Annotated in this window: 14 protein-coding genes; 12 read left to right on the top strand and 2 right to left on the bottom strand. The window is 39.2% G+C overall.

Features of this window, described 5'->3' with window-relative positions:
* The first annotated feature begins 2 nt into the window (after positions 1 to 2).
* The 6 genes from IPO27_10745 (at position 3) to IPO27_10720 (ending at position 10,445) form a co-directional block, all read left to right on the top strand.
* A complete protein-coding gene (locus tag IPO27_10745; protein MBK8846987.1) occupies positions 3 to 707 on the top strand; it encodes a hypothetical protein in 705 nt (234 codons plus the stop codon).
* Positions 604 to 2,280: a T9SS type A sorting domain-containing protein gene (locus IPO27_10740; protein ID MBK8846986.1), complete on the top strand. Its 1,677-nt coding sequence runs from the start codon at positions 604 to 606 to the stop codon at positions 2,278 to 2,280. Before IPO27_10745 ends, IPO27_10740 begins: the two co-directional genes overlap by 104 nt.
* 991 nt (positions 2,281 to 3,271) lie before the next feature.
* The gene (locus IPO27_10735) at positions 3,272 to 4,585 is read left to right on the top strand and encodes an AAA family ATPase (protein ID MBK8846985.1); all 1,314 of its coding nucleotides are present in this window, start codon (positions 3,272 to 3,274) and stop codon (positions 4,583 to 4,585) included.
* Between the two features lie 3 nt (positions 4,586 to 4,588).
* Positions 4,589 to 5,830, top strand: a complete 1,242-nt coding sequence (locus IPO27_10730; protein ID MBK8846984.1) for a tetratricopeptide repeat protein — start codon at positions 4,589 to 4,591, stop codon at positions 5,828 to 5,830.
* Positions 5,831 to 6,098: 268 nt separating this feature from the next.
* Complete coding sequence (locus IPO27_10725; GenBank protein MBK8846983.1) at positions 6,099 to 7,601, top strand: alpha-L-fucosidase; 1,503 nt, start codon at positions 6,099 to 6,101, stop codon at positions 7,599 to 7,601.
* Positions 7,602 to 7,715: 114 nt separating this feature from the next.
* The gene (locus IPO27_10720; GenBank protein ID MBK8846982.1) at positions 7,716 to 10,445 is read left to right on the top strand and encodes a glycoside hydrolase family 3 C-terminal domain-containing protein; all 2,730 of its coding nucleotides are present in this window, start codon (positions 7,716 to 7,718) and stop codon (positions 10,443 to 10,445) included.
* Positions 10,446 to 10,453: 8 nt separating this feature from the next.
* Here the strand turns inward: IPO27_10720 and IPO27_10715 are convergent, their stop codons facing one another.
* Positions 10,454 to 10,975 (bottom strand): RNA methyltransferase, encoded by a 522-nt coding sequence (locus IPO27_10715; GenBank protein MBK8846981.1) that lies wholly within the window; start codon positions 10,973 to 10,975, stop codon positions 10,454 to 10,456.
* 63 nt (positions 10,976 to 11,038) lie between these two features.
* On the opposite strand from IPO27_10715, the gene mutS reads away from it, so the two are divergent.
* The 5 genes from mutS (at position 11,039) to IPO27_10690 (ending at position 23,663) form a co-directional block, all read left to right on the top strand.
* Entirely contained in the window at positions 11,039 to 13,639 is a 2,601-nt protein-coding gene (gene mutS / locus IPO27_10710; GenBank protein ID MBK8846980.1) for a DNA mismatch repair protein MutS, read from the top strand.
* Positions 13,640 to 14,168: 529 nt separating this feature from the next.
* Positions 14,169 to 18,455 (top strand): T9SS type A sorting domain-containing protein, encoded by a 4,287-nt coding sequence (locus IPO27_10705; GenBank protein ID MBK8846979.1) that lies wholly within the window; start codon positions 14,169 to 14,171, stop codon positions 18,453 to 18,455.
* A gap of 311 nt (positions 18,456 to 18,766) precedes the next feature.
* On the top strand, positions 18,767 to 19,120 hold the full coding sequence (locus tag IPO27_10700; protein MBK8846978.1) for a hypothetical protein: 354 nt from the start codon (positions 18,767 to 18,769) through the stop codon (positions 19,118 to 19,120).
* A 193-nt stretch (positions 19,121 to 19,313) separates the two neighbouring features.
* Positions 19,314 to 20,501, top strand: coding sequence for a glycine C-acetyltransferase (gene kbl, locus IPO27_10695; protein MBK8846977.1), 1,188 nt, complete (start codon positions 19,314 to 19,316; stop codon positions 20,499 to 20,501).
* Positions 20,502 to 20,540: 39 nt separating this feature from the next.
* Positions 20,541 to 23,663 (top strand): UvrD-helicase domain-containing protein, encoded by a 3,123-nt coding sequence (locus IPO27_10690; GenBank protein MBK8846976.1) that lies wholly within the window; start codon positions 20,541 to 20,543, stop codon positions 23,661 to 23,663.
* 7 nt (positions 23,664 to 23,670) lie between these two features.
* Here the strand turns inward: IPO27_10690 and IPO27_10685 are convergent, their stop codons facing one another.
* Positions 23,671 to 24,963: a hypothetical protein gene (locus IPO27_10685; GenBank protein MBK8846975.1), complete on the bottom strand. Its 1,293-nt coding sequence runs from the start codon at positions 24,961 to 24,963 to the stop codon at positions 23,671 to 23,673.
* A 254-nt stretch (positions 24,964 to 25,217) separates the two neighbouring features.
* On the opposite strand from IPO27_10685, the gene IPO27_10680 reads away from it, so the two are divergent.
* Positions 25,218 to 26,900, top strand: coding sequence for a DNA polymerase/3'-5' exonuclease PolX (locus IPO27_10680; GenBank protein MBK8846974.1), 1,683 nt, complete (start codon positions 25,218 to 25,220; stop codon positions 26,898 to 26,900).
* Positions 26,901 to 26,987: the final 87 nt, after the last annotated feature.

Here is a 26,987-nt window from a genome sequence, read left to right as displayed (position 1 = left end):
AAATGAAACCTTCAAAAATATTTAGCTATGTAAGTTTGTTTTTTGTTTTGATGCCATTGTTGTTAAAAAGCCAATGCGCCATAAATCCGCTCACACTTTTAAAAACAATCACTCCTGCTCAAAGTGACAAGGTCCTCACTTACCAAATAAAACACAGTTTTACTCTTTGGCCCGATTCGCCAATCACTGCCAAAACTTTCGCTATAAGTTATAATCATGCATTTGTTCGTGAGCCAATAATTGCATGCGAAAACTTTAAAGTAAAACCAACCGGGCAGCCCTCTACTTTCGAAGCATTTTGTACCGATACTATTGATAAAGATTTGCCACTAAATTGTTTTTATGGAAATAAAACTAAAGTGGATACTTTGGTAAGAACAGTACCTTTGATTGGCGCTTTGTATCTCGATTCGGCATGCGCACTGGCATGCAATTCTCCGGCAAAATCTTACACATGTATCAAGGTCGATTCTTTAGGAAAGCCTTCGGTGAAAGGAACGATACAATCTTTTGGATTAACTCAGTCTATTAATAACGATTTAAATACTGCCACATCAGCATTTAGTTGGAGTGGGGTAGATGTGCGTGATTATCGTAAGCTTAATGAATGGAACATTGGAATGGGTTCCCGATTTTGGTTCTACATCGAAGGGCAAAGCAAAAAGCATTCGGCAAAAAGCAGGAACAAGCGATCCCGTTGTATTTAAGGTTCATGATTACAATACAGGCATGGATACTATGGGTGTATTGTTAAAAATTCTCATGCGTTTCGAAACAGAAGATGATACAATCACATACAACAATTATTGGCGAAATGACACTGTGCGAATCGAATCGGACTCTGCATCATTCGAAGTGTATTTTCCTTCGCCCTTTACTTCTAAACAAGGAAATATTTTTTTACTGGTAAAAAATGGTGTGGTTATTCAATCCCTAAAGACGGGGGTATTCAATACTGTTCCTTTGCCTTTTCCCGGCACCTTGGTTCCATTTCAGTTTTATATGAAAAGCAATATCACATTTCATTATAACCTCGACACCACAGGATTATTTGGCAACGACTCTTGCGATGTTGATTTGCTTATGTATGGTCACAACGAAAATTGTTACACAGAATTGACTGATACGGGAACGGTTTTGTATGGATACAATCAGCCTTCATGTCCCGGCACACCTGATGGTAGTATAAATGCATTGCCCAATTTCGGCACACCACCCTATGCTTTTGTATGGAGCAATGGTGCCACTACACAAACGATTGCCGGGTTGCCGGCTGGTGCGTATACGGTTATAGTTACAGATATTCTCGGAGTAATGAAAATGAGGACGATATTTTTGCCTCCTCCAGTACCAATTACAATCAGTGGTACAGTACAAAATATAAAATGCCGTTCGGCACACGATGGTTCTATTATGCTAAACGTTTCAGGCGGCTCTCCTCCTTATACTTATTTGTGGAGTAACGGAAAAAAAACTTCAACTATTACAGGGCTATACCCGGGCACTTTTTTAGTTACCGTTACCGACAGTAAAGGATGCATTACTGCTGCAACCTACACGATAACACAACCGGCAACAAGTGTAACAATTGCAAAAACAGTATCTAAAATAAATTGTGGTGGTAAATGCAATGCAAATATAAAACTCACCGTAAGTGGTGGGGTGCCACCATACACATTACTTTGGAATACCGGAGCCACGACTTCAACTTTATCGGGATTATGTGCCGGCATTTACACTTGCACTATTACAGATGCAGTTGGTTGTATTAAAGTAAATACTTCAACGGTAATCGAAAACCCATTGATGGTTGTTACAGTAACAGCTATTAACAGCTCAGAAGCTTCAGCTACAGTTACTGGTGGTGTGTTGCCTCACACTTTTTTATGGAATACCATTCCGCCACAAACCACTGCCACGGCTACCGGACTTTTACCCGGCAAAACGTATAAGGTTATAGTTACTGACTCGGTGGGATGTAGCAAAAGCAAATTTATAACCATGCCTCCTGCAAGAATAGGATTAAATAATATTGATGAACAAGTAGAAATAATTCCCAATCCCAATGATGGCGACTTTGAAGTTGTATTCAATTTTGATAGCGAATTCAATGCGGACATAAGCATATATAATGAGATGGGAGTATTAATTTTTTCTACGCAAAATTCAAATTTAAAAAATAGCAACGAACTTCATTTTGATAATCTTGCAAAAGGAATGTATTTTATTGTCATTTATAATGGCGTTCAGCTTATTTCCAAAAAAGTAATTGTTGAATGAGAAAAGTAGGGTTAGATTTTTGCTCCGGTTTTTTTGTACGGGAATTCATTGGCGATTCAACTTTTTAGAAATAAAAAATTATTGGCTTTTTGACAATTGGTTCCGTGTAAATATATCTATTGCACATTGCTAACAATTGCATAGGTGACGTTCTGTGGAATTTAAATTCATTCTTTTTGGAGGCACAAATGAACTGGACAAAAAGCCAAACTTGCTTATATTATTGGATTACAAGGCCAGTACAGAGTGATTTCCGAATCTGTATCTTTTGTTTCAATAGATTAACAACCCTATTCTGAAAATAGATTTGAGATTGTATTTTTGGACAACTACTTTATTATTTAAAAAAACGGGTTTGAATATTATTTTGAATTTTGATGTAAATATACTGCTCTTTCCTGCCCTCCGGCACCCGGCCCCAACTGTGTCCATGCCTGTGCTCTCATTTGATTATGCATTAACATTATTAATAGGAGTAAAATTAAATGTGCTAAATGCCTTTTGCTTGTTGCTTGTTGCTTGTTGCTTGTTGCTCAATTGGAGCAACTACTAAGTTACTTAAATTTTCCATTGCTATTTGATTTTAAAATTTGTAATTGTAAAGATATAGAAAAGTTTTTTTACAATTTGTAAATGGAGCAATATAAAGTTGTTAACGTATATCTGCCCCCCACTTAACGTAGCTTCAGCTACTCATTATTATTCCATAAGAATTAATCCCAAATAAAAAGCCGAGTTTCAATAATGGAAATTCTAACCAACCGTAGCGAGAACAACGTGTCACTGACACGTTTCGTTCATAAGCCTGAACAAGGCAGAACATATATTATCACCGTTATTACCTTAGTTGCATAAAAGTTTTAAGTTCAGGATTGAACATTGCTACAGAGAACGCTCCGCCTCCCAATTGCGAACCAATTCAAACAAGGAAGAACTATGTAACTAAAATCAAGAATATTTTCCCTAAACTTGCACCATCAAATAATACGCAATGAACAACGAAGCTATTGAGAATTTGAAACTAGCGCTACAAGTTTCGCCCGATAATATCCCCTTACACATGATGCTGGCCGAGGCATTGATGAACACCGCCCGGTACGATGAGGCCGAAACTATTTATAAAAGCGCCCTTGAAATACAAAGCGATGATAAGATTAAGCTGGGGCTGGCAAAGTCATGTTACATGCAGCAAAAATATTCGATAGCGAATGTAATAGTGGATGAGTTAATAGCAAGAGGCACACCACCACCTGCTACCTTTCTGCTGCATGCAAAACTTTTATTAAAAGACAATCAACTATTTAAGGCAAGCGAAGAGTATAAAAAGGCACTTATGCTTGATGCATCGCTTAAGGATGATGAGATGGAAGATGCGCTTAAAGTAAAAAATACATCCGGAGAGAGCGTAATGGATGATGAATTTGAAGCACTGCCTGCAAATATGGAGCGCCCCAAAATAAATTTTGATGATGTAGGAGGAATGAATGTAGTGAAAGAGGAGATCAAAATGAAAATCATACTTCCCATGCAACACCCTGAGTTGTATGCGGCCTATGGCAAAGCCATAGGCGGAGGTATATTGTTATATGGACCTCCGGGTTGTGGCAAAACCATGCTTGCCCGCGCTACAGCGGGGCAGGTGAAGGCCAACTTTGTAACGGTAGGTATAAACGATGTGTTGGATATGTACATAGGTGCCAGTGAGCAACGATTGCATGCTATATTTGAAATGGCTCGTCAGCAAAAACCCTGTGTACTTTTTTTTGACGAGGTAGATGCCCTTGGTGCCAGCCGCTCAGATATGCGCCATTCGGCAGGAAGGCATTTGATAAACCAGTTTTTAAATGAGCTGGATGGGGCACAAAATGGCAACGATGGAATTTTAATACTTGGGGCAACCAATGCGCCCTGGCATTTAGATGCCGCTTTTCGCAGGCCTGGCAGATTTGATCGCATCATATTTGTTCCACCTCCTGATGATACAGCTCGTGAAGAAATATTTAAAGTGTTGCTGAAAGGGAAACCCGTTTCTGAAATTGACTATCAAGCATTGGCTAAAAAAACTAAAGACTATTCAGGTGCCGACCTTAAAGCAATTATCGATATTGCCATCGAAGAGAAACTGCGCGAGTCTATGTTGAAGGGAATGCCTTCGCCATTAAATACTGCATCGCTATTGCAGGCAATGAAGCAAGTATTGCCAAGCACTAAAGAATGGTTTGTTAGTGCGCGCAACTACGCATTATATGCTAATGAAAGCGGTTTGTACAACGATATACTCACTTACCTCGGCATAAAAAAGTAAGGTATGTATCATTTGGAACGCGGGAAACTATTACTACAACAACATCGTTTTAAGGAGGCTGTTGCCGAATTTAGGCAACACCTAAGTTCGTTTCCTGATGATGCGCAGGCACATGTGTACTTAGCTATTTGCCACCTCAATGCTGATCAAATTACTGAGGCCGAAGCGTCTATTAACGAGGCTATCAGGCTCGACCCTTCTGATTCGTTTACTTTCTATATGTACTCGCGAATTTTTCTTGCTAAAGAAAAATCAAAAGATGCTATGGTCAAAATAAATGAGGCCATCGCTATGGAACCATATCGAGATGAATATTTTGCCTGGCGTGCACAATTATTTTTATTGCAAAAGGATTATGAACTCGCATTGCAAAGCGCTGATGAGGCACTGGCAATTGACCCGGGTAATGTGGATGCGCTTAATCACCGTGCTACTGCGTTAATAAAGTTAAATAAAAAGGAAGAAGCGTTTGCCACTATTAACGAAGCCCTGTATGAGGATCCCGAAAACAGTAACACCCATGCCAATACAGCCTGGAGTATTCTGGAGCGAGGAGACCATCGTAAGGCCATACATCACTTTAGTGAAGCACTGCGTTTTAATCCAAACAATGAATGGGCCAAACATGGCATGATAGAAGCTCTCAAAGCACGCTATTGGCTGTATCGTGTTTTTTTAAAGTACATGTTTTGGATTGGTAATATGAAACCGGGGATGCAAGCGGCCCTTATTTTTGGATTATGGTTTGGGATGAGGTATTTAAATAATTTGGCTGATAAAAATCCATCCATGGCTATTTTTATTTATCCGTTGTTGATTTTGTACTCGCTCTTTGCTTTCAGCACATGGATTATACAACCATTGTTTAACATGCTGCTATTCTGGCATCCTCAAGGTAAGTTTATTTTAAGTGATCAAGAACGCAAAGGGGCATTGCTTACTTCACTTCTGTTTGCTGCCGGAGTAATTTCATTACTCATTTATATTCCCTCGCAGATAGAAACGTTTTTGATTGCCGGAATATTTTTTGTTACAATGATGTTGCCATGCGCTTCTATTTTTAATAAGGCCATACGAAAAGGTAAAATAACGCTTACCATATACGCTGGAATTATGGCGCTAATGGGAGTGCTTACCATAGTTGCCTGTGCAGCAGGATTAGCCTATGAAACCCTTGGAACAATTTACCTTGCCCTTTTATTTATTTATCAATGGGTGTTTAATTTTATTGTCATTAGGAACTGAGAAAATTTTGGCTGGGGCCATCGGGCAAAGTCAGGGTATATGGCAATTTAGTGTGAATGGTGGTTTTTCAAATTCTACAAAAAAGGATTATTGCTATTAGAAAATTAATTTACTTTCGTTCCAAATAAAAGTCTTTCGGAGTTAGGAATAGCATTGGTCAACATATATAGTTATAGTTGCAATTTGCAATTTTTATTTTCAATAGAAATTGGGATGGATGTTAGGATAACGGATTCCAAAAAAAATCTGAATAGTAAAAGTAATAAAGATGCAAAGAAGAAGTTTATCCCGGTTTGAGGTGGTTAAAATTAGAAATAGTGCAAGCCGGGTAGAATTATTTATTTCCTGCAAAAGGGTCATCACGTGTGTGCTGTTTATTGCACTGTTATCCGGTGTAATTATTAAAACAGTAAATGCACAGCATACTATTCATAAATATTATCCCCCACAAGATTCGCTCGTTGCAATGAAACTTGCCTATTGGCAAGACTGTAAGTTCGGTTTGCTAATGCACTGGGGGACGTATTCGCAGTGGGGTATTGTTGAAAGTTGGAGTTTGTGCAACGAGGACGAGGGCTGGTGTCAACGCAGAGGGCCTTATGCACATGATTACAACACCTATAAAAAGGAATACGAAAAATTGCAAACCACCTTTAACCCTGTTAATTTCAATCCCGATAAATGGGCTAAAGCTGCCTCTGAAGCAGGCATGAAGTATGTTGTGTTTACCACAAAGCACCACGATGGGTTTTGTATGTTCGATACCAAACAAACCGATTACAAAATTACTTCTCAAAAAACGCCTTTTCATAATAATCCCAAAGCAGATGTGACCGCTGAAATATTTAATGCATTTAGAAAATATAATTTTATGACAGGTGCATATTTCAGTAAGCCCGATTGGCATAGTGAATACTACTGGTGGAGTTATTTTGCAACCCCTAATCGCATGAGCAATTACGATCCTGCCAAATATCCTGACCGATGGAAAAACTTTGATGATTATACGTTTAATCAGTTGCAGGAATTGTGCACTAATTACGGTAAGGTAGATTTACTTTGGCTTGATGGAGGCTGGGTGCGCCCTGACAGTACCATTACCAAGGAAGAAGAATCGTGGATAAAAACACCATGGCGCAATGAGATAGACATGCATCGGTTGGCTGCTATGGCACGCAAGCAACAACCGGGAATATTAATTGTAGATCGTTCAGTGTATGGATATTATCAAAACTATCTTACTCCAGAGCAACAGGTTCCTGATACCGTTTTGTCGTATCCCTGGGAGACCTGCATGACCATGGCCACTTCGTGGAGTTACGTGCCTGGCGATAAATTCAAATCAACCAATCAGCTTATTCATTTGTTATGTAAGATTGTGTCGCGTGGAGGAAATCTCTTACTCAACATTGCGCCTTCGGCACAAGGAGATTGGGATAACGATGCCTATATACGTTTGCAGCAAATAGGTAATTGGATGCGTGTGAATCAGGATTGTATTTATGGAACAAAACCGGTACTTCCATATCAGGAAGGAAAATTTGTGTTTACGCGAAAGGGAAATACCATCTATGCGATTTACCTAGCAGAAGAAAATGAAAAAGTGCCACCCACAATAGAGTTTAGTAATAATGGTTGGCAGGTAAAAAATATTTCTGCCATGAAAAGCGGTTCTGTTAAGTGGACCAATTCTAATGGAAAAATAAAAATTGACAATACCAAAACAACTGACCCTAGCGATGCACTGGTTTTTAAATTAGTTGTTAAGTAAACGCATGTGCAGTAAAAACATCGTGTCACATTAAAATAAATTGTACAGATGGTACAAAAAAAGGTTAGAAAAAATGTTATTTCTATTTTAGATTAAAAAATGGAATGCGGGCATATGAATAGAAATAAAATAAAACATAGTGCGGGCGCGCGTAGCGCGCCCGCCATACTTGCGCTCCCACTATTTTTCACTTTTTTGGTAGCTCTTGGAGGTGTCAAAATTTGCAACGCACAAAGTATTCCTCTTTACAAGAACCCAAATCAACCCGCTGCGCTACGGATAGAAGATTTATTACAACGCATGACACCCGAAGAAAAGTTCTGGCAACTTTTTATGATTCATGATGAAATAAAATCAGGCGAGGAGGAAAAATATAAAAGCGGAATTTTCGGTTTGCAGTTTAGAGAAGATCTAGGCAATAGGGAGGCAACACAACAAATGATGGCGCACGATACACTTGGCAGTCCATTGGCCTACGCAAGAAAGTGTAATGCCATACAGCGCTATTTGATAGAGCGATCAAGGTTGGGTATTCCGGCAATTTTTTTTGAGGAAGCATTACATGGACTATTACAATATAATGCAACGGTTTTTCCGCAATCCATAGCCATAGCAAGCACCTTCGATACAACAGTTGCACGGCAAGTATTTGATGCTATTTCAACCGAGACTAAAGTGTATGGAATAAGACAGGTGCTAAGTCCGGTAATAAATTTAGCAAGCGATGTTCGCTGGGGACGTGTTGAAGAAACCTATGGCGAAGACCCATTTTTAAGTGCCGTTATGGGCAATGCTTTTATTCAGGCATTTGAAACAAAAAATATAATTACTACTCCAAAACATTTTGTTGCGAATGTTGGCGAGGGTGGCCGCGATAGTTATCCAATTCACTTTAGTGAATTGTATTTAATGCAAACTGATTTTGTTCCTTTTCAATCTGCATTCGAAAAGGCAAAAGCACGGTCGGTCATGACCTCCTACAATTCGCTTGATGGTGCTCCATGCACTGCCAACAATTGGTTGCTAAATAAAAAACTCAAGGGCGATTGGAATTTTACCGGTTTTGTGATTAGCGATGCCGGTGCTACAGGTGGTGCCAATGTATTGCATTATACAGCACGTGATTATTCCGATGCCACGGCAAAAGCCATTACCAATGGGTTGGATGTTATTTTACAAACGCACTTCGATCATTACAAACTGTTTAGTCCGCCTTTTTTGGATGGGAGCATCAAACAGGACATAATTGATAATGCAGTGCGAAGAGTGTTGCGCGCTAAGTTTGAGTTAGGGTTGTTTGAACAACCTTATATTGACACCAGCGAAGTAATAAAGTATTATCACAATGCCAGGCATATTGCTGCTGCTAAAGCAGCAGCGCTTAAGTCGATGGTGTTGCTTAAAAATGAAAATAAAGCCCTTCCACTAAGAAAAAATCTTGGGACTATTGCAGTGATTGGCAGTGATGCAGCAGAGTTAAGAATGGGAGGATATAGTGCTGTGAGCATGCATGGTGTTTCTGCATTGGATGGAATTAGCAATAAGGTTGGAGCCAATACAAAGATTATGTATTCGAAAGGAGTTAATCGTATTTATGAAACATATACGGTAATAGATACTAAATATTTTTCAGGGTTAACAGCAGAAGGAAAAGCTAACGGCTTGCGGGGAATGTATTTTGCAAATCCTGATTTGGCAGGCAAACCTGCGTTTGAAAGAATGGATGGGCAAATAAATTTTCATTGGACCCTCTATCCTCCCGATCCTATATTGCCTTTAGATTTTTATAGTGTGCGATGGACAGGCAACTTAAAAGTTCCCGTTTCGGCTAAGCTAAAAATTGGATTAGAAGGGAATGATGGCTTTAAATTATATATCAATAAGAAATTAGTAATTGATAAATGGTTAAAACAGTCTTATAGTGTAGTGCTTGAAGATTACGAATTTATCAAAGATAAAATTTATGAAATAAAAATTGAATTTAAGGAAACAGTGGGTAATGCCCATATTAAATTAATCTGGAATTATGGTGTTGCTGAGAATGAAGATGAAAAAATAAACGCTGCAATACAGGCAGCCATGCAAGCCGATGCAGTAATTGTTGTTGCAGGAATTGAAGAAGGCGAGTTTCGTGATAGAGCCTTGTTATCACTTCCAGGCAATCAGGAGGAGATGATTATTAAACTTGCTGCCAATGGCAAGCCCATCGTTGTTGTGCTAAGTGGTGGTAGCGCTATCACCATGAGCAGCTGGATTGATAAGGTAGATGCAGTTGTGATGAACTGGTACAATGGTGAACAAACAGGAAACGCACTGGCCGATGTCTTATTTGGCGATTACAATCCGGCAGGGCGCTTGCCCATTACATTTCCGCAACATGAGGGGCAATTGCCGCTATCTTATTTTCACAAGCCCACCGGCCGTGGCGATGACTACTATAACCTGAGCGGATTGCCTTTATTTCCTTTTGGATTTGGATTGAGCTATACAAGTTTTGAATACAGCGATTTAAATTTTTCCAAAAATGAAACTACTACGGTTGATACCACACAAGTATTTTTCACTGTAAAAAATACAGGCACCAAAGATGGGGAAGAAGTGGTGCAACTATACATACGCGATATGCTGTCATCTATTTCGCAACCGGTAATTGCATTAAAAGGATTTATGCGCGTTCCCTTAAAAGCTGGCGAATCAAAGAAACTATCATTTAACATCACGCCAGAAATGTTAAGCATGATTGATGATAAAATACAACGCGTAATTGAACCGGGAGAATTTAGGATAATGATTGGGGCATCTAGCAGGGACTTAAAATTGAAAGGGAATTTGATGGTGCGATAATTTTTAAATCATATCGATTCAAAAAACTTCCACATCACTACGCCATGACAAACAGAAATATTCAATGAATGTTTGGTGCCAACTTGGGGAATTTCCAGGCTATAATCACTCTGATCTACCACCGCTTGTGAAACACCATCAACCTCATGTCCAAATATTAAGGCGGTTTTTTCACCATTCCAGTTAAGCTTATTTAACCGTATGCTGTTTTGCACCTGCTCTACAGCAACACATACATAGTTGTTTTCTTTAAGATGTTCAATAGCATCCATTGTGTTTTCAAAATATTCCCAGGCAACCGTTTCGGTGGCCCCAAGTGCCGATTTGTAAATGTCCTTATTGGGAGGAACAGCCGTTATTCCACAAAGCAATATTTTTTCAACACGAAAGGCATCGCAAGTGCGAAAGATGTTGCCCACATTGAGGGCACTGCGCACATTATCAAGTACGATAATAATTGGCAATTTTGCAGCCTGTTTAAATGCTGCTACTGATAGCCTTCCTAAATCTTCGTTTTTTATTTTTTCCACCAAGCAAAAAATTACATTTGCGCGAAGATAAACTTTAGAAAACTTAGCACCATATTCAATTAAATGTCAACGAAGGAAACTCCATTAATGAAACAATACAACAGCATTAAGGCGAAATACCCGGATGCGTTGTTGCTATTTCGTGTAGGCGATTTTTACGAAACATTTAATGATGATGCCGTGCGCTGTAGCAAAGTGCTTGGCATTGTACTAACCAAACGAAGCAATGGTGCTGCCAGCGAAATGGAACTTGCCGGTTTCCCATATCATGCACTAGATACCTATTTGCCAAAGCTGGTGCGTGCAGGCATGCGTGTAGCTATCTGCGACCAACTCGAAGATCCCAAATTAACAAAGACCATTGTGAAACGTGGCGTTACCGAATTGGTAACACCGGGGGTTGCTATTAACGATAAGATATTGGATCACCGCAGTAATAATTTCTTATGTGCCATACATCATGATAACGGCCGTTTCGGAATCGCATTTGTAGATGCAAGTACAGGTGAGTTTCTGGCAGGTGAAGGCACCTGGGAAACCGTTGATAAGCTAATTCAGAACTTTAGTCCGGGAGAAATTATTTTCCAAAAGCGTACACAAAAAGAATTGCTCGATCAGTTTGGGAAAAAATATTTTACCTATCAGGTAGATGAGTGGGTTTTTCAATCAACCTATTGCCATGAGCTATTAACTAAACAATTTCAAAGTGCCTCACTCAAAGGCTTTGGTATAGATGATATGCCGCTTGCTATTATTGCTGCAGGTGCCGCACTCTATTATTTAAACGAAACCCAACAGCGTACCCTTGGCCACATTACCTCTATATCGCGAATCGAAGAGTCGCAATTTGTATGGCTCGATAAATTCAGCATACGAAATTTGGAATTGGTAAGCACTCCCTTCGAACGTGGAAGGAGTTTGATAGATGTGATTGATAAGACGCTCACCCCAATGGGTGCGCGTTTATTGCGCAGATGGTTGCTCCTCCCATTAAAAGATATACAGTCTATACAGCAACGTCAGGATGCGGTTAGCTATTTTGTAAACCGGTTTGAAGAGTCAAATGTGATAGCCACGCAACTTAAGCAGGTGGGCGACCTTGAGCGGTTGATATCGAAAGCGGCATTGCGAAAAATTTCGCCTCGCGAAATGATGCAATTAAAACGCTCCCTGGAAGCTACACTGCCATTGAAACACTTTTGCCTGCAAGCAGATAATGAAGCGTTGCAACAACTGGCTCAAAATATGCCTGCTTGCGATGAGGTTATAAAATCAATAGCGGCTACTATAAACGATGATCCCCCTGCACTTATAACAAAGGGCGGTGCTATCCGTGCAAGTGTCAATACTGAACTTGATGACCTGCGCCACATAAGCACAACAGGGAAGGAGTACTTGCTCGAAATACAAAAACGTGAAAGTGCTGCAACCGGCATTACTTCGCTCAAAGTGGCTTTTAATAATGTGTTTGGGTATTATATAGAAGTAACTAATGTGCACAAGGATAAAGTACCGGACTCATGGTTACGCAAGCAAACGCTTACTAATGCCGAACGTTACATAACTCCGGAGCTAAAGGAATACGAAGAAAAAATTTTGGGCGCGGAAGAAAAAATTCTAGCGCTGGAAGAAAAAATATTTAGTCTGCTGGTTGATCAGGTAATTGTGTATGTGCAAAGCATTCAGACCGCAGCAGCGCAAGTTGCGCGTATCGATTGCTTATATGGTTTTGCTACCGCTGCTGTTAACCATCACTATATACGCCCGGTGGTTGACGATTCGCATACGCTCGATATACGCGATGGGCGCCACCCGGTACTCGAACAACAGATGCCGCTGGGCGAACCATATGTATCAAATGATATCTACCTGGATAATACACAACAGCAACTAATCATGATAACCGGCCCGAACATGGCCGGTAAGAGTGCCTTGCTAAGGCAAACCGCATTAATCGTGCTGATGGCGCAAACGGGCAGTTTTGTGCCTGCACGTAGTGCAAGCATTGGTGTGATTGATAAAATTTTTACACGCGTAGGTGCCAGTGATAATATTTCGGCAGGCGAAAGCACCTTTATGGTAGAGATGAACGAAACGGCAAGTATCCTCAATAACCTGAGCAACCGCAGCCTGGTACTACTTGATGAAATTGGACGTGGTACGGCTACATACGATGGCATCAGTATTGCTTGGGCTATTGCCGAGTTTATTCATGATCATCCTACAGCAAAAGCTAAAACACTTTTTGCAACCCACTATCACGAACTAAATGAAATGACCAATACCTTTGCTCGAATCAAAAATTTTAATGTAAGTATAAAAGAGTCAGGCAATAAAATTTTGTTTTTAAGAAAACTGATACCGGGGGGGATTGAACATAGCTTTGGAATACATGTTGCAAAGCTTGCAGGCATGCCGGTGAAAGTATTACAGCGTGCCGACCAATTGCTGAAGCAATTGGAAAAAGCGCACAGCGGAAATCATCTGGTAAAACAAATTACTACCAAAGAAAAGCAAGAAGCACTTCAGCTAAGCTTTTTTCAATTAGACGATCCGGTGCTTGAGCAAATAAGAGAGGAGATAATAAAAACCGATATCAATACTCTTACTCCTGTTGAAGCACTTTTAAAATTAAACGAGATAAAGAAATTGTTGGGTAGGTAACAGCCTTTCGTGTTTTTAATAAGTATGCATTGGTTGCTTCTAGTGCATTTTTTTTTGTTTAAGTAGAAATAGTTAAGGTATTGTTTTCATTTTACAAATAGCTATAAAGCGGTTATGATGCCGCTGCACCGTGCAGTTTGCCAAGAGGTGACCAAACTTTTCTGACGTTTTTCTAAATAAATTTGGCGAATGGAACAATGCGTACTTTTTTTATCAGCAGATTTGCAACCGTTGAAAGATGACCATCTGTTCGCTTTCACTTTTAAAAGGAATTATTTGACACTTTGCAATTTTTGATTTAGCACTGTGTTTTTGTCATAAAACTTTTGAATTAACTGGGTTACTTTTTATAAGGAACTTAAAACTTTTTAACTTAATGATGTATTTATGTAACTTTTCGAAGCGTGTTATTTTTTTATACGTTTTTATGGTGTGCTTTCTAGCAAGTCAAAGTCGCTTAAAATCTCAAAGCGTTTTCATTCCTTCATCGTATTATGCATTTAATCAGTCTAATGCGAATTTAGATTCGATGGGCACTGGTAACTTGAATTTACAGGCCGGCCAGTATAGTGTGGCTTTGGGAAAGGTAGGAGGCGCTATAGAACTTACCACCAGCAGCACGCTCATACAGGCTGCCAACCTGGTGGCAGATAGTGTAATTGCTATTGAGTTTTATTTTAAACCCGGTAGCAAGTTCAGCGATGCACAATTGTTTACCCGCAATGATAATGCTATATCCATAGGGTTTAGCAGTCAGATGATTAATTTCCGTACCAAGCACACCAAGTTTGGTGGCGGTGTTGTAAGCGATAATTTCGATATACTTTTAAATGGTGTTAGTCGCAAATCATTTGGATATTATGCAGATGGTAACTGGCATCACCTGGTTTTTAAATTTAATGCTGCGGCAGGTACTAAAGAATTATTTGTTGATGGATTATTAGCGAATGGATTTTCAAAAACTATTTCGGGCGGAACCATAGCTAATACCAATGCGGCAATGTCATTAAATCTCGTTCCATCTGGCATATATCGCTTCTATGGCTTTTTTGATGAGATTGCTTTTTACAACAAGAACATCACTCCTGCATTCATTTACAAACACTATCTGGAAGGGCAACAGGGTCTTCCGTACAGTTTTAATAATAACTATACACAAGGCATACCAACAGCACCCGCTGTGTCTGCCGGAATTGATGTTCAAGAATTTGCTCCTGGACATCCTAATGTTAATGTAAATTTTATTGATCAACTAAAAGGATTTCCAACACCACGTTTTAAGCGTGGTCATACCATGCGCGAAAATTTTCAATGGATGAATCCTGAATTTGTTTCGGGGCGCTGGCAAACAAATATCACTTATGCTGATGCTGTTGCTAATAGCTTGGTTATTCAAAAAGAATTAGCCGAAGTATTTAACTATGCATTGATCGTGTCTGAAAATACCGGGTACTATGGTGATTATAACAACTTAAATTCTTTTCCCGGAGCATGGGTAAACCTTGCTAATCAGAATCCACAACTAAAGGCAGCCGCTATATCATTTTGGCCACAGTTGCGTCCCGATCTTGCCGGCTTTACATCGGGAGGGCCTTATGGCAATAGTCAGAACAAACCAAACACACACTATTTGCGTAACAGCAATGGCCAATACCTAAACCCAAATGGTGGTGTAGGTACATTCAAATATTGGAGCCCAGCTTCGCCATTAGACAGTGTTGCGTATGACGGATTATCACAAAAATTTTATATCGAGCAACTACTTAATAAACTGACACGCCCATTAAATTATTTAAACGAGAATGGTGAGATATTACCTTACTATACTGCTGGCCTTATGCAACAAGATCCTGCTGTGGTTGCCGATAAAAACAGTTCGGGTATTATTGATTGGTTTGAGTATTATGGTGATCGTGCTTATCGAATTACCAATATTTATAAGTCGCAGTTCAACAATTTGCTTACGCAGAATAACATCTTCTTTAGCCACTATGCAGTTGATGGGTATAATAACTATCGTGCTAAATATTCTGAAATGCGTAATATTCAGAGTACACGCAATGGGCAAAAATTTCCAACTCCTGATTTTTATCCGCGCTTTCCAAGTTACTACTGGGATGTTCCCGGTGCATGGCATGGCTTGCAATGGATATTTGATTGTCGCATAAACGAATTAGCCGAAGGCGATAATTTATATTCTCCATTTGTTGCAGCAGGATGGGAAGAAGATGAAACACAAAATATTCGTCCCGGGCAATGGTTAGGTTTAATGAAAATACTTTCGGTAACGGGTGCAGAATATTTTTATACCGCTTTCTTTAATCTGCAAACTTCGTACAACCCACCCTCAGTAGTTCCGGCACATCCTAATAACTATATATGGCAGGAAGTAATACCTCCTTACGCGCAAGCGGTAACAAGCCGTTTCGAAAGCCTTTTCAAAAACAGTTATTTAATGCCTGGCGATGAAACCAACAAAATTACAAACACATTGCCCGGCTACCGATTTAAAACAGGCGATGCACGTAAGGTTATTGTTGCGCGCAAGCACAATTCACAAAATCAATATCTTATTTCGGGAGCTATTGAAAACAATAGTAACATGATGGGCAGCGTTGAGCCTGAAGGCCCTGTAACAATTAATTTAGATGGCCAACAAATTACATTAACCATTCGCAGGCAAGGCAGCACCTATTTTTACGATAACACCAATACCAGTGCGCCTATCTTCTATCAAATAGATGGATGGCATGAGTATAAACATCCGTCACGTTGGACAACCGATTTTAATATCGAGGCCGAATTATTTGACAACGCACCGGCTAATGCCAATTTAAAAACCACATTCGTATCAAACATGCAAGCCGGAGATTTCCGCAATACATATACTACCATCACTTACAGCAATTCGGTAACGGTGCCATCTGCACTGGAGTATGATTTTGCAGTACGTAGTACTGCAAAGACCTATTACCTATGGGTACGTGCTCGCAGCAAAAATGGACTACCCGCTGGTGCATCATTTAAGATAGATAATGGGCAGTCGCGAAACATTGCCTGTATTACTTCTACCGATTTTCGCTGGTATCGCATAGACTCGGCTTCGTTGGCTGCAATACAGTACAGCAACCTTGCAGTTGGTAGCCACACTTTTAAGATTTCTCCATACAGCAACGCCTTCGAAATAGATAAGTTTGTTTTGACTACCAATAGCAATCTTGGGCTTGATAACATCATTACAAGTTGTGGAGCGCAAGTTAATGTAACTATCGCTTCTTCATTAGGAACTGCATTATGTCCAGGCACAAACACAACCTTAACCGCAAGTGCAGGGCAGTCGTTTATCTGGTCTAATGGTGCTACTACCTCTTCTATTAATGTATCTACTCCGGGAACTTATATAGTAACAGTTACTCAAAACGGTAGCATAGGTACGGCAACTATAACCATTGCATCAACCACACCTCCTGCTACTCCGGTAATTACCACCGCAGTCGAGAATGGACAAATAGTGCTGAAAGCACAGCAACCCCTTGCCTCCGGATTTTTATGGAATAATGGTAACACTACTAATAGGGTTACCGTTAATGCTACCGGTATTTACACGGTTTCTGCAACCGGACCCGGTTGTACTTCGTTGCCCGGCTCTATAAACATAACATCCTTGTTACCGTGTTCATGCGTTGCCGTTGATCTCATAAATGCTTACGATATAACTAATGCCAGTGCAGTAATTAATTTCAATGCTTGTATAAATGCGGATACGTTTGTTGTATTATATTATGCCGACAAAACAAGCAGCTTGCTATACAAATGGGCATCGGGCAACGATCACGATATCAAGCTAACGGGATTAAGTCCCAATACCCTATATCGTTATAGTGTAATCTCACGTTGTGGTGCGAAGCAATATTATAGTAGCAAAGGATTCTTTACTACACTGCCCGGCAATCATACATGTCGTGCAACACCTGTCTCTTTAAGTGAAAGTCAGATAACCATCAATTCAGCAAGACTGAATTGGTTTAACACAGTTGCTGATTTTTTTGTTGTTCGCTATCGTGTAATTGGTAATTCCAATTACAACACGTTGATTTTTCCAGGAAGCAACTTGAATTTTGCACAGGTAAATCAGCTAATAAGTAATACGAACTACGAATGGGAAGTGCGCAGTATTTGCAATGGATATTGGAGCCCTTTCGGGTTTACAAGTTATTTTAAAACATTGAGCAATGCTGCAAATTGCGCTACGCCAATCAATTTGGCCAATAGTACACAAACAACTACATCGCTGGGTCTTACGTGGAGTAATTCTATAAATGTAGATTCGGTAATAATTCGATATCGTGAAGAGGGAACTGTTCCTTATAAATTCAAGAGAATAAAAGGTAGCCCTAATCCGGGTAGCAATCTAGTCAATAGCCTTACCCAGAATACTACCTATACATTTGAAATTCGCTATATATGTAACGGGCAGTTTTCCGATTATAGCAATGCAATTTCAGCCACTACAAAAAGTGCAGGTGGCAAATATGCTGCACAGGTAAGCGAAGAAACTGAACATAATTCACCTATCACTATATATCCAAATCCGGTGCACGGCATATTAAATATTTCTTTCAGTTGTGAAACTGAAAGCAAAATTTCGATAAACATAGTGGATGCCTTGGGTAAGCAAAAGTACAGCCATGTGCAAGCTTGTTCTCAAGGTCAAAACATCGTTTCGACAAATGTTGAGGGATGGTCGGTCGGTATGTATTTTGTTTCATACACCATCAACGGTATGGAGTATAGGGCTAAGTTAAATGTGTATTAGGGTATGAGTTTAGTAAATTTTTTAGATAGGTTAGAATAGCTTTTCGACAGCACCCCCGACTTTTCTTCGGGGGCCTTTTTTTTGTAGTCATTAAGGTTGCAGTAAATATAAGTCTTAACATACTTTAACAATTATTATTACTTTATAGCTGTAACAATTCGATTGATGTAGTCATCTTACTTCTGTAATCACAATCAATAATACGATTCGATTTTGAAGATGCACGCTTTGCACTAGATTCGATAAGTTCATTGAGGCCTGTTCAAAAAATCGATCTTCTCATTCAATAAACCAAATAAAACTTCTTTAAGATGAAACCAACTAGTAAATCAATGGCCGCGCTTTGCCTTGCTGTATCCTTATTGTTAACAGTAACTGTATATGCAGGAGCGCCTAAAACACAAGGGCAAAAAAATCTTGAATCGCTTATAAGCAAAAACGTGCAATACCCTCAAGAAATGAAAGAGTGGCATAAGAATGCGGTGGTACGCGTAGCATTTTTTGTAGATAAGGAAGGTAAAATTAAAATACAGGATTATAACAGTAGCGATACGTTCTTCTTTGATTATGTGAAAAAACAGTTAGAAAGAGAAAAGCTGTATAACCCCGAAGACCTGCAGGATAAGTTATTCTGTTACGAATTCAGGTTTGAGTCTGTTCAGTAAAGGATGATGCGGCTCCCAGAGCACACAAGATAAGGTGGTTTGAATAAATTTTTTTGTTCAATTAAAGCTCGTCTGCAAAGACGGGCTTTTTATTTTTCGGTAAGTGTTTTTTACTGAGCTTCTTTCTTAAAAAAAATTGAAGTAGTGCACAGAATGAATTAATATATTTACCACCCATCCAAATAATTAAATTATGTATCAAACACTTCAGCCTACACTGGCAAATGAACTAGAGGAAATAAAAGCGGCAGGATTGTATAAAACTGAGCGAATTATCAGCAGCCCGCAGGCTGCAGATATATTAACTAATGGCAAAGAGGTAATTAATTTTTGCGCCAATAACTACCTGGGGCTTTCTTCGCACCCTGCGGTAATAGCCGCAGCGCATAAGACTATCGACTCTCATGGATATGGCATGTCGAGCGTGCGCTTTATTTGTGGTACGCAAGATTTGCATAAGACACTAGAGCAAAAAATCTCTGATTTTTTGGGAACAGAAGATACCATTTTGTATGCAGCAGCATTTGATGCCAATGGCGGAGTGTTTGAACCGTTACTTAATGAACAGGATGCCATCATCAGTGACGAACTTAATCATGCTTCCATTATTGATGGAGTCCGCTTATGCAAAGCAGACAGACACCGATATAAGCATAATGATATGAATGAGCTTGAAGCAAAGCTGAAAGAAACGCAAGATAAGCGCCACCGCATGATTGTAACCGATGGGGTTTTTAGCATGGATGGGACTATAGCGCAGTTAGATAAAATTTGTGAGCTGGCCGATAAATATAAAGCGCTAGTAATGATTGATGAGTGCCATGCTTCGGGATTTATGGGTGCCACCGGCAGAGGTACGCACGAATACAGGAATGTAATGAGCCGAGTAGATATCATAACCGGAACGTTAGGCAAAGCGTTAGGTGGTGCCATGGGTGGATTTACTTCCGCCAAAAAGGAAATAGTCGAAATACTAAGACAACGTTCGCGCCCGTATTTATTCAGCAACTCGCTGGCACCATCTATCGTAGGAGCCTCTATAGCAGTAATTGATTTGCTTAGCGAATCAACTGCCTTGCGCGATAAGTTGTGGGAGAATACGAAGTATTTCCGTTCGCAGATTACTGCCGCAGGTTTTGATATAAAACCCGGAGAGCACCCTATTGTACCGGTAATGTTATACGATGCTCCCCTTGCCCAACAATTTGCAGCATTATTGCTCGAAGAAGGGATTTACGTAATCGGATTTTTCTATCCTGTGGTTGCCAAAGGCAACGCACGTATACGTGTGCAAGTTTCGGCAGGCCACGAAAAAACTCATATCGACAAGGCGGTAGCAGCCTTTACCAAGGTAGGTAAGCACCTGGGTGTAATTAAGTAGTTCTGATTTTTTATTTGTCAATTTAACTTAGGCTGAGTAATGCCACTTACCATTTATAAATCTTCGGCCGGTTCAGGAAAAACTTTTCAATTGGTTTTCGAATACCTCTGCATTGTATTGCAGGATATTCCTGCCATTAAATCAACACTGGCAGTTACGTTTACCAACAAGGCATCAGAAGAAATGAAGGTGCGAATTCTTGAAACTACATTTCAGTTAGTACAAGGGCAAAATCAACCAATGCTTGAGCAATTGTGCAACCGCTTGGGTATTGATAGCGAAAGCATTCAAATCAAAGCGAAGGAACTACTGCAGGCATTGGTGTATCGATACTCGTGGATTTCGGTACAAACCATCGATAGTTTTTTTAACCGCATTGTTAAAGCTTCGGCTAAGGAACTGATGATGCCACTTCAGTTTGATATAGAGCTTAGCCAGGGTGTTATGAAAACATTTATCATTAATGAGTTGATGCAGGAAATTAATGATAGCGATTATGTGCGTAACCTCTTGCGCGATTTTGCTCTTGATAAGCTTGATGATGGTAAGGGATGGAATTATAAAAACGAAATCGAAAAAATAGCAGGTGAGCTTTTTCAAGACTTTAAACGTGGCGACCTTGTTTTTCAAAATTACACAGAACAGGATTTTTATAAATTAATTGCTGATCTGAAAAAAATTAAAAATGATTTTGAAAAAACTACCCGGCAACTATCAGATAGATTTTTTGAATATTTAAAGGCAAACGGTATTGAGATTGAAGATTTGACACATGGGTACAAAGGTTTCGCAGGTTGGTTTATTAAGATTATGGATATGGTAAGTCCTGATAGCATTTTAGAAAGTAAAAGATTTCAGGATGCTATGGCCGGAAAGATTTATAATAAACAAGGGAAAGCAAAATTTGGAAACCAACATGTGGAGGAATTTTTTAAACCCTTCTTAGCGGAGTCTTACCAACTAGTGTGCAACGGCATTCCACCGTATATTTCGGCAAAGAGTGTATTGAAGTACGTTCATATAGTAGGGCTAATGGGTAATATGAGCAACGCACTAAAAAAGTATCGGGCTGAGCAGGGAGTGCTTACGATGAATGATATTTTATCTACCATCAAAAATTTTATAAGTCGCGATTTTGGAGCATTCTTGTTTGAAAAAACCGGAGTACGGTATCACAATATTTTTATTGATGAGTTTCAGGATACAAGCAATGTACAATGGTTTAATTTTTCGGGATTGATAGAAAATGCGCTTAGCCAGCAGCATCAATGCCTTATTGTTGGAGATATTAAACAAAGCATTTACCGATGGCGAGGCGGAAATATGAATCTGTTGCATTACAGTGTAAAGGAAGACCTGCATGTGTTTGAAAGCTTAATAACCGAAAAAGTATTGAGCACCAACTATCGTAGCCGAAGGGCAGTAGTTGATTTTAATAATTTGTTTTTTGTCAGACTGGGCGAGTTAGTGCGTCAGGATTTGAATGAAGTTCACATGGATCTTGTTGAAGACGTATACGGTGATAGTAACGTTATACAGCAGGTGCCAACACGACCTCAACAAGAAGGTGGATATGTGAGGGTAAATTTTTGCGAACCGGATGAAAAAACTGCTGATGCAGATGCGGATGAAACCAACGATAATGAGACCTTAAAATTTAAGGAGAAGGCGCTGGAAAAAATGATTGAAGATATTAGCCTGCTCATGAGTCATGGCTATAAACCCGGAGATATTGCCATGTTGGCCAACACCAACAGTGATGCTTATTTGATATCAGAGAAGTTGAAGGAGAGCGGATTTTACCTGGTAGTAACACCTGACAGTAATTTACTGGAGCGTAGCGATAAGGTACAAATGATTATTTCTTGTATGAAATATGCATGCAATAGTGCCGATGTGGTAGCCATAGAATTGATGAAAAATATTGCAGCAAAAAGCAATACAATAACAATTGATGGTTTGAAAACATTGATGAACGATGCATCAGCATGGGGCACCTTGTCAGTTGTAGATTTTGCTTTGGCAGCTATTATTCGGTTGGGCTATCATACTACAGCCGATGCTTTTATAAACCGATTTGTTGATTTGCTTTTTGATTTGAAATCAAAACGAATTTTATCACTTAGTAAGTTTTTGGAGTGGTGGGAAACATTTAAAACCAATGAACAGTGCAATGTACCGGTGCCAAAAAATGATAACGCATTTACCATTATGACCATTCACAAAAGTAAGGGGCTGCAATTTCCGGTAGTCCTTGTTCCGCTGGCCGATTGGGCAATTCAATCAAACCGCACTAACCTTTGGGTAAGTAGCACTGAGGCTCCGTACAACAATAATTATTTCCTTGTACATAGTACGAGCGTCCTTAAGAGTTCCTTTTTTAGCGATGCGTACGAGCAGGAAAAGGGTGCAGCAAGTATTGATAGTTTGAATAAATTGTATGTGTCGTTTACACGAGCCGAATCGGTCTTAATTATCAACATTTGTCTAAAAAAAAATAAGGATGGAAAAATAACTTTTACTAAAAGTCGCACCTCCGGTTTAATTTTGGACACCTTAGCTACTATAAATAATGCTGAACCCCTATCTCAAGATTACTTTGAAACAGGTGTAATTCCAAGACCAAGTAGAGATAAGGAAAATGAATCGTTGCAACTTCTTAATTTTATAAAAATAAATGACGAGTTGCCACAAATAAGTGATAGGGCAGAACGTGATTTGCGTCTTGAAAAATCTGCCTACTTTGAAGGAATTCAATTTGGAAGAATAGTGCACGAATTGCTGGCAGCCGTTAGAGACAAAAGGGAAGTGCCCGGGGCTGTTACCAAGATGAAAGCAAAATACGAGTTGCAACAAGATGATGCAAATAGATTGGAAAAGCTAGCCATACAAGTAACCGAAATGCCATCATTAAAAGAATTTTTTAATCCAGATTATGATATACTTACGGAGCATGAAATGATTTTCGATGGAAAAACATTGCGCCCCGATCGAATGATTATTCATAATCAGCAATTACAAATACTGGATTATAAAACCGGAGTGCAGGCAGAGGAGCACATAGAACAGGTAGACGAATATGCCCATGCGTGCAAGCAAATGGGATATGAAGTCACACGGGCAGCTTTGTTTTATACCGATACTTTTGAGGTGATAGGATAAGAAATCTTTAGTGTAAAAATTCTTTATAAAGCACACGCACTCCCCCATCGGCACCACTTTTTTGTAGGTAATAAAGAGCACCGTTGTTTATTTTCAGATTTTGTGCAAACAATTTATCAAGCTTATAAAATTTCTTGATGCTTCCCGTTATTTCATTTATAGCAGCAATTTTAATACGTCCATTGAGGGTGTAGCAAGCATAAATATCGCGGGTTATATAGTCTTGTAAAAATTCGTAACGGCCAAAGTCCCTTGCCGGGAGTCGAAAGGGCATGCTACGTATATAGTTACCGTTATTTGTATATACTTCCATAACAGAGTCTGCTACACTAAACATATACACCGTGTCATTTTTCACAATTAAATCAGCCTGCACTTCCTTGTATAAAATTTTATAAGCAAACATGCGATCTATTTCCATTTGAAACGAACTGCTGTAGCTTCCGTTTCTCATTTTTTCGTATTGGTAACTTTCTTCTTCGGCCATTTTGCGTGCATTGGTTTTGTCCATGCTGTTACAAAAAGCATAAAGTACATCCGATTGCCGGCTGGTGTAGTAGTAGTTTACGGCTGTATTATTTGTGTTATAATCAAAATACAAACCTTTTATTTTCTTACTGCCAATTCGTTTTTCGAAATATAAATGTGATGTGCTGCTGGCAATACAATCGTTAAACTCGCCTGTAACTGTAGGTGTAGTTCCGGCATGTTGCAAAGCAAAGCGAGTAGCGGTGTTTGAAAAGCTATAAGCATTATCCTTGCCCAGAATATACAATTGCTCATTGCAATTTCTGAAAAAAGAGCGTATTGGTTCTAGCATCAACTCGCTAAATAACGTATCGCCTGCAGGCGATACCATTGACAGCAAGGGTTTTTTAGATCCAAATTTTTCGGTTATCAGTAATATGTTTTCTATTGTAAATTCATAGTCAATTATTCCTTCGCGATGTGAGCTTGTTAATGCAATTGGTTTGGCAGTTACTTCCGCAGTTTTTAATTGTTGTATGTCTGGCTGCATCGCAATTCTAATAAAGGTATCCGTTTTGGCTGTTAACTGCAATGTCTGCCGCAGGTATCCTAACTTTTCAAAACTTATTGCTACTGGAAATGATTGAATTGGAACTACAAACTTTCCATTTTTTCCACTGGTTATAATCTGATCATTTATTTTTATTAAAACATCGGACAATGCAACTTGTGAAGTAGCATCTGTCACTTGTCCGTGTTTCATAATTTTATCTTGTGCTTTTACAAGCAATACTAACAAGACAAGCGCTATCATGATTAATACTTTTTGCATTTCTCAAAAAATGATATTCAAAAGTACAAACGATTAAGATTTTTCAAGTCACTTTATTGTAATAAAACTAAAAATAAAAAGGCTGTTTCAAGAACAGCCTCTTTGGTTTAAAATACTTTCGCCAGTTACACTTCCTGTTTTAGGAGGTTGTGCAAACCTTTAAAGGAATGGCAAATATAAATGTTTATTTAACAACTGTAAAAATAAAAACCTCAGCACCCTGCATTTGCACGAATGATGACTAAATTTGCTTTATGGAAAATTATGAGATTGCAGAAAAATTTAAACTCCTTAGTCAGCTTATGGAGCTGCATAATGCCAATGCTTTTAAAATTCGCTCGTATCAAAATGCGGCCTTCCAGATTGACCGTTTAAGCGAAGTCGTTTTGTGGGAACTTCCATCTGACGACCTTGAAAAATTAGACGGAATAGGAAAGTCGGTTGCAGCAAAAATTACGGAGTTACGCGATACTGGAACAATCACCGAGATTGATAACCTGCTAAAAGCAACACCGGTTGGTGTAGTGCAGATGATGCATATTAAAGGCATTGGTCCAAAAAAGGTGGCAGCCTTGTGGCGCGAATTAGGGATAGAAACCACAGGCGAATTGCTATATGCATGTAACGAAAATCGGTTGACTGAACTGAAAGGTTTTGGCGAAAAAACACAAGCTCAAATAAAAAAGGCAATTGAGTTTATACAAGGTAGTGCTGGTAAGTATCATTATGCTGCGCTTGAAAAAACTGCACTTTCTTTAATGGAGCAACTTAAAAATTCGGAATTATGTACCGAGGTTTCGCTTACCGGAGCTATACGCAGAAAGTGCGAAATATTAGAATCTATTGAGCTGGTTTGCAGCACCAACAGGGTACAGCTATTGTTTGATTTCATCGGACAATCGGGATTTGCAGAAGATCTTGCCTTAAAGGAAGATACCATTACATTCCATCTTCAAGCTATCCCTGTAGTTATATTTTTATGTTCCGAAACAGATTTTGCAAAGCAATTATTTTTAACCACTACAAATGCAGCACATCTTAAACAGGTGCAAGCATGCAATGTGGAAATTGATATAACAAAAAGCACTTGTAACAGCGAAGCCCAAATTTATGCGCTGTATAATCTTCCGTTTATTGAACCTGAATTGCGTGAAGGGTTAGGCGAAATAGAATTGGGAAGGCAGAACGCATTACCCACATTAATTGAGCTTTCTGATTTGAAAGGTGTACTGCACAATCATAGTACATGGAGCGATGGTATACACACACTGGAACAAATGGCTAAGTATTGCAAAGAATTAGGCTATTCTTATTTTGGCATTTGCGATCATAGCAAATCAGCCTTTTATGCTAATGGTCTACAGCCCGAAAGAGTATTACAGCAACAAAGCGAAATAGACGCCCTAAATAACAAAATGGCTCCTTTTAAAATCTTTAAAGGAATTGAAAGCGATATACTTTCAGATGGAAGTCTCGACTATGAAGAGGATATACTCAGGCGGTTTGATTTTGTTGTAGCATCGGTACATTCCAATCTGAAAATGGATATGGATAAGGCTACCGCACGTTTAATAAGAGCTATCGAAAATCCATATACTACCATCCTTGGTCACCCAACCGGGCGCTTGTTGCTGGCTCGCGAAGGGTATCCCATTAAGCATAAAAAAGTAATTGATGCATGTGCTGCAAATGGTGTAGTAATCGAATTAAATGCACATCCATATCGCCTCGATATGGATTGGCGATGGGTTCAATATGCAATAGGTAAAGGTGTTATGATTAGTATTAATCCCGATGCGCATGCCCGCGAAGGATTTCATGATATGTATTTTGGAGTATGTGTAGCGCGAAAGGGCATGCTTACAAAAACGTTTACTTTTAATGCAAAATCAACAGAGGAAATAGAGGCGCATTTCACCAAAAGGAAAACAAAGTAAGCTGCTTGATTGTTCATTAATTCAGGCAATTGTATACAAGAATTGTTAAGCAGGTTTTTAGTTTAAATTGATTTAATTTGCACAAAA

The organism is Bacteroidota bacterium (assembly GCA_016714535.1).
Taxonomy (GTDB): Bacteria; Bacteroidota; Bacteroidia; order AKYH767-A; family OLB10; genus JADKFV01.
This window is presented reverse-complemented; position numbering and strand designations above follow the sequence as displayed.